Origin of the sequence: Ramlibacter sp., from assembly GCF_041916345.1 — a bacterium.
Lineage (GTDB): Bacteria > Pseudomonadota > Gammaproteobacteria > Burkholderiales > Burkholderiaceae_C > Ramlibacter.
This window is the reverse complement of the sequence record NZ_JAYRZR010000115.1, coordinates 1-9,580: the sequence shown is the minus strand read 5'-3', so window position 1 is coordinate 9,580 and position 9,580 is coordinate 1. Positions and strand designations below refer to the sequence as shown.

The following is a 9,580-nucleotide window of genomic DNA, read 5'->3' as shown; positions in this document are numbered from 1 at the left end:
CGGCAGGAAGCACATGCACTCATCCGCGTCGGTGCGGGCGATGAGCGTGTTGTAGCCGCGCACGGTGTAGACCAGGCCCTTGTGCGCGTGCATCGCGCCCTTGGGCTTGCCGGTGGTGCCGGAGGTGTAGACCAGGATCGCCAGATCCTCGGGCTTGACGGCGCGCACGCGCTGCATCAGTTCGTCTGCATGGGCGGCGTTGTACTCGCGACCGAGCCGGCGCAGTTCATCGAGGCTGATGACGCCCGGGTCGTCCAGATCGCGCAGGCCTTCCATGTCGAAGACCACGATCTTCTTCAGGCTGGGGATCTGCTCGCGCACCTCCAGCGCCTTGTCGAGCTGTTCATCGTCTTCCACGAACAGGATGCTGGTGCCCGAGTCCTCGCAGAGGTACTGCACCTGAGCGGCTGCATCGGTGGGGTAGATGCCGTTGGACACGCCGCCGCAGGAAAGAATGGCGATGTCGGCCAGCACCCATTCGATGACGGTGTTGGAGAGGATGGAGGCGGTGTGCCGCGGCGCGAAGCCGAGGCTCATGAGCCCGCCCGCGATCTCGCGCACGGCCTCGCCGGTGCGCGACCAGGTCCAGCTGCGCCAGATGCCCAGCTCCTTCTGGCGCATCCAGACGTTGGCGGCGCGCTTGTCGACCGCGTTCCAGAACATCGCGGGGATGGTGTCGCCTTCGAGGACCACGCGGGTCTCGGGCTGGATATGGGACAGATCCCAGAGATTGCTCATGTCGTCACCGCCAATTTTTCTTCTTCTTCCAGCGCCGCTCGCCGCGCACGCCGGCTTCCTTCATGCCGAGATAGAACTCCTTGATGTCTTCCTTCTCGCGCAGGCGGGCGCAGGTGTCTTCCATCACGATGCGGCCGTTCTCCAGCACGTAGCCGTAGTCGGAGGCGTTGAGCGCCATGTTGGCGTTCTGCTCCACCAGCAGGATGGTGGTGCCGCGCTCGCGGTTGACGCGCACGACGATCTCGAAGATCTCCTTGGTGAGCTTGGGCGACAGGCCCAGGCTGGGCTCGTCGAGCAGGATCAGGTCAGGCGCGGCCATGATGGCGCGGCTGATGGCCAGCATCTGCTGCTGGCCGCCGGAGAGCAGGCCGGCATCCTGCGCGGCGCGCTCCTTCAGGATGGGGAAGTAGCGGTAGACGGCCTCCATGTCGCGCGCGATGCCGTCCTTGTCGGCGCGGGTGTAGGCGCCCATCACCAGGTTGTCGTGCACCGACAGCAGCGGGAACACCTCGCGGCCCTCGGGCACGTGCGACAGCCCCATCTGCACGATGCGGGCAGGGTCGTTGGCGGTGATGTTCTCGCCCTTGAACTCCACGCTGCCCTTGCGCGGGTCGATGATGCCGGAGATGGTCTTGAGGATGGTCGTCTTGCCGGCGCCGTTGGAGCCGAGCACGGTGGCGATCTCGCCGCGGCGCACCTGCAGGCTGACGCCGCGGATGGCCTTGATGGGGCCGTAGGCGGATTCGACGTTGAGCAGCTTCAGCACCGGCTGGTCGCTCACGGGCGGGGGATTGGCGCTCATGGCGGTCACGCGGCCTCCCTGCGCAGGGAGCTCATGTCGTCGACCGAGCCCAGGTAGGCCTCGATCACGCCGGGGTGCGTCTGCACCTCGCGCGGCGAGCCGGTGGCGAGCACCTCGCCCTGGTTCATGGCCAGCACGCGGTCACTCACCTTGGACACGAGGCTCATGTCGTGCTCGACCATCAGCACCGTGATGCCCAGCTCGTGCTTGATGTCCTGGATCCAGAACGCCATGTCGTCGGTTTCCTCCACGTTCAGGCCGGAGGAAGGCTCGTCCAGCAGCAGCAGCTTGGGCTCGGTGCACAGGGCGCGGGCGAGTTCCACCACCTTGCGCACGCCGTAGGGCAGGCCGGCGACCATGGAGTCGCGGTGGTGCTGCAGATCGAGCAGCTCGATCACGCGCTCCACCTTCTCGCGGGCCTCCACCTCGGCGGCGCGCACCTTGCCGGTGAAGAACATCTCGCTGAAGAGGTTGCTCTTGTGGTGGGTGTGCCGGCCGATCAGCAGGTTGTGCAGCACCGAGGCGTGCTCGAACAGCTCGATGTTCTGGAACGTCCGCGCGATGCCCAGGCTGGCGATGCGGTGGGGCGGCTGGCGCGTGAGTTCCTCGCCCTCGAAGACGATGCGGCCGGTGGTGGGGTTGTAGATGCGGCTGATGAGGTTGAACACCGTCGTCTTGCCGGCGCCGTTGGGGCCGATGAGGGTGAACACCTCGCCGCGCCGCACGTCGAAGCTGACGTTGTTGACGGCCAGCACGCCGCCGAAGCGCACGCTGATGTTCTCGGCCGAGAGGAGGGTTTCGCTCATGGTCTTGGCGTGCTCACTTCAGACGATCCGACTTCTGGAAGGACTTCTGCCGCTTGAAGAGGCCCTTGCGATAGAACGGGAACAGCTGCAGGTAGGTGCGGATCTTCAGCCAGCGGCCGTACAGGCCCAGCGGCTCGAACAGCACGAAGCCGATCAGCACCGCGCCGTAGACCACCGCCTTCAGGCCCGGCGCCTGGCCGATGGCCGCGGGCAGGAAGTCCTTCACCGCGCTGATGGCCTGGGGTAGGCCGATGAGGAAGATGGCCCCCAGGAAGGCGCCGTGGATGGAGCCCAGCCCGCCGATCACCACCATCAGCAGCAGGTCGATCGACTGGATGATGTTGAACTGGTCGGGCGAGAGAAACCGGATCTGGTGCGCGTAGAGCGCGCCGCCGATGCCCGCCAGCGCGGCCGACAGAGCGAACGACAGTGTCTTGTAGCGGGCGAGGTGGATGCCCATGCTCTGCGCGGAGATCTCCGAGTCGCGGATGGCCACGAAGGCGCGCCCGGTGGGCGAGCGCAGCAGGTTCAGGCAGGCCAGCGTGCACAGCACCGCCACCACCAGGCAGACGAAGTAGAACGAGGTGCCGGTGTCGGCCGTCCAGCCGAACATCTTGACCGAGCCGACCGTCTTGCCGGCATTGCCGCCGGTGACGCTTTCCCAGCGGGCGAACACCTCCTCGACGATGAAGCCGAAGGACAGCGTGGCGATGCCCAGGTAGATGCCCTTGACGCGCAGCGCCGGCAGGCCGACCACGACGCCGACCGCGGCCGACAGCAGGGCGCCGACCGCCAGCGCGAGCGGGAAGGGCCAGCCCATGCCGGTGAGCACGGCCTGCGTGTAGGCGCCGACGCCGAAGAACGCCGCGTGGCCGATGGAGAACAGACCGGTGAAGCCCGCGAGCATCATGAGGCCCAGGCCCACGATGCCGTAGATCAGGATGAACGTGACCTGGGCCAGCAGGTATTCCGACAGCAGCCAGGGCGCCAGCACCAGGGCCGCGCACAGCAGCCCGTACCAGAAGACGTGGCCGCCATGCTTGGCGAGGTTGACGTCCTGGTTGTAGTCCGTCTTGAAGATGAATCTCATGGCGCGTCAGACCTTCTTGCGGAGCTTCTCGCCGAACAGCCCGTTGGGCATGACGACCAGCATGATGAGCACCACGATGTAGGCGGCGATGTCCTTGAAGCCCTCGGGCAGGTAGAAGCCCGAGAGCGACTCCACCACGCCGATGATGAGCCCGCCCACGATGGCGCCGGGCAGGCTGCCGAAGCCGCCCACCACCGCGGCGGGGAAGGCCTTCAGGCCGATGAAGCCCATGTTGGCGTGCACGAAGGTGATGGGCGCCAGCAGAAGGCCGGCGACGGCCGCCACCGCCGCGGCGAGGCCCCACACCAGGCTGTTGAGCCGCTTGACCGGGATGCCCATGTAGTAGGCGGCCAGCTGGTTCTGCGAGGCGGCCTGCATGGCGATGCCGATCTTGCTGTACTTGAACACCGTGTACAGCAGCGCGCACAGCACGGCGGTGGCCGCGATCACGACCATCTGCTCCACGTTGAGCACCAGGCCACCCACGTTCCAGACCTGGTCCTTGTAGGGCACGGGCAGGGTGTGCGTCTCGGTGCCGATGTTGGGGATCATCGTGATCAGGCCGCGCGCCACGTAGCCGATGCCGATGGTGAGCATGACGATGGAGAAGGCGGGCTGCCCCAGGATGGGGCGGATGACCACCGTCTCCAGCACCAGGCCGAACAGGGCCATGGCGGCGATGGCGCAGATCACCGAGAGCCAGAAGGGAAAGCCCATCATCGTCATGGCGGCCAGGCCGCCGAAGGCGCCGAGCATCATCAGCTCGCCCTGGGCGAAGCTCACCGTCTCGGTGGCCTTGTAGATCAGCACGAAGCCCAGCGCGATGAGGCCGTAGATACAGCCTTGCGCTACGCCGCTGATCACCAGTTGCAGGAATTGCACCGTGCTTGTCTCCGGTCGGTTTCTGGATGGCGCACTGTTATAGCCGTGCGGGCCGCGCATCATGTACAGGGTTGGCCCGGGGGCCTGTCGCCTAGTCGACGCGCCGCTTCTGCGTTCCAATCCTCGGAATGAGCGATGCTGTCCGAGTGGAGAGACTGGGCCCCGTGACCGTGGTCACGCTGGCCCGCGCGGCCGTGCGCAACGCGGTGGATGCGGACACGGCGCGTGCCCTGCACGAGGCCTTCATCGCCTTCGACGATGACCCCGATGCGCACGTGGCCGTCTTCCATGGGGACCACGGTCACTTCTGCGCCGGCTGGGATCTGCAGGCGGGGGCGAAACTGGCGCGCGAGGCGCGGGGCGAAGGACCGCTATCGCACCTGGATTTCTCGCCCGGCGACGAGCGACCCCTGGGGCCGATGGGTCCGAGCCGGCTGCTGCTGTCCAAGCCGGTGATCGCGGCGGTGGCGGGTGCCGCAGTGGCGGGTGGCATGGAGCTCGCCCTGTGGTGCGACCTGCGGGTGATGGAGGAGGACGCCTACTTCGGCGTCTACTGCCGCCGCTTCGGCGTGCCCCTGATCGATGGGGGAACCGTGCGCCTGCCGCGGCTCATCGGCATGGGCCACGCGATGGACCTGATCCTCACCGGCCGCCAGGTGCAGGCTGCCGAGGCGCTGGCCATGGGCCTGGCCAATCGCGTGGTGCCGCGCGGGCAGTCACGCGCAGCCGCCATCGCGCTCGCGCAGGACCTGTGCCGGTTCCCGCAGGCCACGATGCGCGCGGACCGCATGAGCGCCTACGAGCAGTGGGGCCACCCGCTGCCCGAGGCGCTGCATGGCGAGTGGCAGCGCGGCCGCGATCGCATCGGCGACGCGCTCGAGGGCGCGGGCCGCTTTGCGGCGGGCGAGGGGCGCCACGGGCGGTTCTGACGACCGCCAAAGGGCCTGAGCGACGGCCCGGACGGCCCCGGGCGGGCCTTCAGCGCGGAATCTCGCGCGGGCGGCCGGCGTCGTCGATGGCCACGTAGGTGAGGGTGGCCTCGGTCACCTTCACGAACTCGCCCTGGGCGCGGAAGGTTTCCGCGAACACCTCCACCTGCACCGTGATCGAGGTGCGGCCGATGCGCTGCACGCGGGCGAAGAAGCTGAGGATGTCGCCCACGCGGACCGGCTGCTTGAAGATGAACTCGTTCACGGCCACCGTGGCCATGCGCCCCTTGATGTGGCGGGCCGGCAGCACGGAGCCCGCCAGGTCCACCTGGGCCATGACCCAGCCGCCGAAGATGTCGCCGTTGCCGTTGGTATCCGCCGGCATGGGAATGACCTTGAGCACCAGCTCCTTGTCGCCCAGCGTGGGCAGCGGGGCGGAAGCGGCACGTTCCCCGGTGGGGCTTGGAATCGCGGACATGGGCACAATCTGCAGGTTCTGGCTGTCCCGGATTCTCCCTCATGCGCCACGGTGGCGAACGCAGTGCCTCCCTTCCCCTGCCCGCGGGCCCGGCCGTGCCGGGCGCCAGTGCGCCGCCCCGCGGCGACTGGGCCACGCTGCGCCGGCTGCTGCCTTACCTGTGGCGCTACCGCTGGCGGGTAGCAGCCGCCCTCGCCTTCATGGTGGCGGCCAAGCTCGCCAACGTGGGCGTGCCGCTGCTGCTGAAGGAACTGGTGGACGCCATGGACCTGAAGCCCGGGGACGCGCGCGCCGTGCTGGTGGTGCCGGCCGGCCTGCTGCTGGGCTACGGTCTGCTGCGGCTGGCGACCTCGGTCTTCACCGAGCTGCGCGAACTGGTGTTCGCCAAGGCCACGCAGGGCGCCGCACGCAGCATCGCGCTGGAGACCTTCCGCCACCTGCATTCGCTCTCGCTGCGGTTCCACCTGGAGCGGCAGACCGGTGGCATGACGCGCGACATCGAGCGTGGCGTGCGCGGCATCGAATCGCTGATCTCGTACTCGCTGTACAGCGTGGTGCCCACGCTGATCGAGGTGGCGCTGGTGCTGGCCATCCTCTCGATGCGCTTCGACCCGTGGTTCGCGGTGATCACGGTGGCGGCGCTGGCGCTGTACATCGTGTTCACCGTGACGGTGACCGAGTGGCGCACGCGCTTCCGCCGCGAGGCCAACGAGTTCGACTCCGCGGCGCACACCAAGGCCATCGACTCGCTGCTGAACTACGAGACGGTCAAGTACTTCAACAACGAGGATTTCGAGGCGCGCCGCTACGACGAGAGCCTGGAGCGCCTGCGCCGCGCGCGGCTGAAGGCACAGACCACGCTGAGCCTGCTGAACGCCGGGCAGCAGCTCATCATCGCCTGCGCGCTGGTGGCGATGCTGTGGCGGGCCACGCAGGGCGTGGTGGACGGCCGCATGACGCTGGGCGACCTGGTGATGATCAATGCCTTCATGATCCAGCTGTACATCCCGCTCAACTTCCTGGGCGTGCTGTACCGCGAGATCAAGCAGAGCCTGACCGACCTGGACCGGCTGTTCGCGCTGATGGCGCGCGAGCGCGAGGTGGCGGATGCGCCGGACGCGGTGGACCTGCCGCTGCCGCGGCCCGGGGCCGGCGATGCATCAGCGGCGGTGGCGCAGGCGCCGGCGGACTGGACCGTGCGCTTCGAGCACGTGCAGTTCGCCTATGAGGCGGGCCGGGAGATCCTGCATGACGTGAGCTTCGAGATCCCGGCCGGCCGCACGGTGGCGGTGGTGGGCCCTTCAGGCAGCGGCAAGAGCACGCTGGCGCGGCTGCTGTACCGCTTCTATGACGTGGGGCTGCCCGGCGCGACGGCGGATGCGGGCGGGCGCATCACCATCGGCGGGCGCGACATCCGCCAGGTGAGCCAGGCCAGCCTGCGCCGCGCCATCGGCATCGTGCCGCAGGACACGGTGTTGTTCAACGACACCGTGGAATACAACATCGCCTACGGCCGGCCCGGGGCCAGCCGCGCAGAGGTGGAAGCGGCGGCCCTGGCCGCGCGCATCCATGACTTCATCACCGCCACGCCGCGCGGCTACCACACCATGGTGGGCGAGCGGGGACTCAAGCTCTCCGGTGGCGAGAAGCAGCGCGTGGCCATCGCGCGCACGCTGCTGAAGGACCCGCCCATCCTGATCTTCGACGAGGCCACCAGCGCGCTGGACAGCGCCAACGAGCGCGCGATCCAGGCGGAGCTGCGCAGCGCCGCGCAGGGAAAGACCACACTGGTGATCGCGCATCGCCTCTCCACCGTGGTGGATGCGCACGAGATCCTGGTGATGGAGGCAGGGCGCATCGCCGAGCGCGGCACGCATGCCGAGCTGCTGGCCCGGGGCGGGCGCTATGCGCGCATGTGGGCGCTGCAGCAGAGCGCGGAGGGTGAGGCGCCAGCCGAGACGCGGTAAGGCGCCAGCGGCTCCCGCGCGCGCGGGCCGCGGCCGCGGCCAGGGCCTGTGCCGGGCAGGGGCGGCAGCGGCTCATCTGCCACGGGGTTGTCATGGAAGCGCGTGGCCGGCGCGTCCAGCATCAGGCGATCCAGCGGGCTGGTAGTGCCACCAGCCGCCACCTTGAGCACGTGCGTGTAGATCATGGTGGTGCTCACATCGCTGTGACCCAGCAGCTCCTGCACGGTGCGGATGTCCGTGCCGGCCTGCAGCAGATGGGTGGCGAACGAGTGGCGCAGCGTGTGCGCGGACACATGCTTCTGCACGCCCGCCATGTGCACGGCACGGCGCAGCGCACGCGAGAGCCGCTCCTCGAACAGGTGGTGCCGCCGCTCGACGCCGCTGCGCGGATCCACCGAGAGGCGCGGCGACGGAAACACCCAGTGCCAGGACCAGGTTTCACCCACGCGCGGGTACTTGCGATCGAGCGCGAAAGGCACCTGCACGCCGGCGCGCCGGGCGGCGCGGTCGGCCTCCCAGTAGCGGCGCGACATCCCCAGCTGCTGGTGCAAGGGTTCGACCAGCGCGGCGGGCAGCATCACCACGCGGTCCTTGCCGCCCTTGCCCTCGCGGATGACGATGGCGTGGCGGTCGAAATCGATGTCCTTCACGCGCATGCTCAGCCCCTCCTGCAGGCGCATGCCGGTGCCGTAGAGCAGCCGCGCGAGAAGGCCCGTCTCCCCCTGCATGAAGCCGAGGATGCGCTCGATCTCGACATGCGTGAGCACAGTCGGAATGCGCGGCTTGCGGGTGGGGCGGCCGATCTCGTCCAGCCAGGGCAGGGACTCGCCCAGCACCTCCTTGTAGAGAAACAGCAGCGCGCTCAAGGCCTGGCGATGCGTGGAGACCGACACCTTGCGCTCGGTCGCCAGCATGGTGAGGAAGGCCTCCACCTCTGCCTGCCCCATCTCGCGCGGATGCCGCAAGCTGTGGAAGTGCAAGAAGTGCCGCACCCACGACACGTAGGCCTGCTCGGTGCGCAGGCTGTAGTGCAGGTAGCGAAGACGCTCACGCAACTGCGCCATCAGGCGCGTGGCCTGCAAGGGCGGCCGCGGGGACAGCTTGCGGACTTTCGCGGAGCTGTTATCACTGTTCATGCAAACAGTATTCCGCCTTTTGCATTGACTGGCAAGCCTTTCGGGCGATGGCAAAGCGGCTGGGTCCCACAAATTGGCGACGAAACCCGGCGGCGGCGACGGATTTCAGCGTGAATTACATGAGTACACAAGTGGTACTCGGGAGCGGATTGCTGATATAAATCTGGCAGTTGCAGAAAGCAGATGGAGGGATGGCGATGGACGGCAATCGAGGTTACGGCGCGGGTGTGCGGGCCAGATCAAGTTATGCCGCGCAGATGGACCGGCTCGTCGTGCCACTGTCCGTGAAGACAGCCTCGCGGCTCAGGCCGCACCATGACCTCGAAGGTCGAAGAGCATGCCGCTGACGCGGAGGGCTTGAAGAGGCTATGAGAGCGGTTCGTCCAGTTCGACCAGGGCTTGCGCGCGAAGGAAAATCACGCGAGAGTTCGGGGGCGCTTAGTCCGCCTGCGAGTGGGTGGTGAAACGGCGGCTCTTCGGGGATGTGGCTTGAACTTCGGCACAAACAGTTCGGCGGTCTCGGGTTCGCCTACGGCAGCAGCACCGTCGGTAGGCAACTTGTCCACGAGGCGCTTGGCGCAGGGCTGCTTAGGCATCAGCCAGCGGTTCAGGGTGCAGGTCGCGCCGCACGCCCGGCATAACACGTTGGTCAACCGGACACGCTGCGGCAGCGCAGACCGGGCAGTCATTTCATTCTTTGCCCGGTCTGCGCTGCCGCAGCGTGCCGGTTACCGCCAACGTTATGCCGCACG

The 9,580-nt window shown here is 67.9% G+C and carries 8 protein-coding genes and 1 pseudogene; 2 read left to right on the top strand and 7 right to left on the bottom strand.

Annotated features, from left to right (window positions below):
* The 5 genes from ACE3T5_RS19560 to ACE3T5_RS19540 all read right to left on the bottom strand — a co-directional run.
* On the bottom strand, nucleotides 1-738 hold a 738-nt coding region (locus ACE3T5_RS19560), incomplete at its 3' end, for an AMP-binding protein (protein WP_374669784.1).
* 4 nt (nucleotides 739-742) lie between these two features.
* A complete protein-coding gene (locus ACE3T5_RS19555; RefSeq protein ID WP_374669783.1) occupies nucleotides 743-1,540 on the bottom strand; it encodes an ABC transporter ATP-binding protein in 798 nt (265 codons plus the stop codon).
* A 5-nt stretch (nucleotides 1,541-1,545) separates the two neighbouring features.
* A complete protein-coding gene (locus tag ACE3T5_RS19550) occupies nucleotides 1,546-2,346 on the bottom strand; it encodes an ABC transporter ATP-binding protein (RefSeq protein WP_374669782.1) in 801 nt (266 codons plus the stop codon).
* Nucleotides 2,347-2,359: 13 nt separating this feature from the next.
* Nucleotides 2,360-3,436 (bottom strand): branched-chain amino acid ABC transporter permease, encoded by a 1,077-nt coding sequence (locus tag ACE3T5_RS19545; RefSeq protein WP_374669781.1) that lies wholly within the window; start codon nucleotides 3,434-3,436, stop codon nucleotides 2,360-2,362.
* A gap of 6 nt (nucleotides 3,437-3,442) precedes the next feature.
* Nucleotides 3,443-4,318 (bottom strand): branched-chain amino acid ABC transporter permease, encoded by an 876-nt coding sequence (locus tag ACE3T5_RS19540; RefSeq protein ID WP_374669780.1) that lies wholly within the window; start codon nucleotides 4,316-4,318, stop codon nucleotides 3,443-3,445.
* Between the two features lie 128 nt (nucleotides 4,319-4,446).
* Between ACE3T5_RS19540 and ACE3T5_RS19535 the strand changes: the two genes are divergently transcribed.
* Complete coding sequence (locus ACE3T5_RS19535) at nucleotides 4,447-5,247, top strand: crotonase/enoyl-CoA hydratase family protein (protein ID WP_374669779.1); 801 nt, start codon at nucleotides 4,447-4,449, stop codon at nucleotides 5,245-5,247.
* 49 nt (nucleotides 5,248-5,296) lie between these two features.
* Here the strand turns inward: ACE3T5_RS19535 and ACE3T5_RS19530 are convergent, their stop codons facing one another.
* A complete protein-coding gene (locus ACE3T5_RS19530) occupies nucleotides 5,297-5,725 on the bottom strand; it encodes an acyl-CoA thioesterase (protein WP_374669778.1) in 429 nt (142 codons plus the stop codon).
* A 41-nt stretch (nucleotides 5,726-5,766) separates the two neighbouring features.
* Between ACE3T5_RS19530 and ACE3T5_RS19525 the strand changes: the two genes are divergently transcribed.
* A complete protein-coding gene (locus tag ACE3T5_RS19525) occupies nucleotides 5,767-7,692 on the top strand; it encodes an ABC transporter ATP-binding protein/permease (protein ID WP_374669777.1) in 1,926 nt (641 codons plus the stop codon).
* Between the two features lie 122 nt (nucleotides 7,693-7,814).
* Here ACE3T5_RS19525 and ACE3T5_RS19520 read toward each other — a convergent pair.
* Nucleotides 7,815-8,828: pseudogene (locus tag ACE3T5_RS19520) on the bottom strand (integron integrase); the annotation flags it as partial.
* Between the last annotated feature and the right edge of the window lie 752 nt (nucleotides 8,829-9,580).

Coding starts and splice junctions, on each gene's coding strand:
- ACE3T5_RS19550 (WP_374669782.1), bottom strand. CDS start 2,346: ATGAGCGAAACCCTCCTCTCGGCCGAGAACATCAGCGTGCGCTTCGGC.
- ACE3T5_RS19525 (WP_374669777.1), top strand. CDS start 5,767: ATGCGCCACGGTGGCGAACGCAGTGCCTCCCTTCCCCTGCCCGCGGGC.
- ACE3T5_RS19555 (WP_374669783.1), bottom strand. CDS start 1,540: ATGAGCGCCAATCCCCCGCCCGTGAGCGACCAGCCGGTGCTGAAGCTG.
- ACE3T5_RS19545 (WP_374669781.1), bottom strand. CDS start 3,436: ATGAGATTCATCTTCAAGACGGACTACAACCAGGACGTCAACCTCGCC.
- ACE3T5_RS19535 (WP_374669779.1), top strand. CDS start 4,447: ATGAGCGATGCTGTCCGAGTGGAGAGACTGGGCCCCGTGACCGTGGTC.
- ACE3T5_RS19530 (WP_374669778.1), bottom strand. CDS start 5,725: ATGTCCGCGATTCCAAGCCCCACCGGGGAACGTGCCGCTTCCGCCCCG.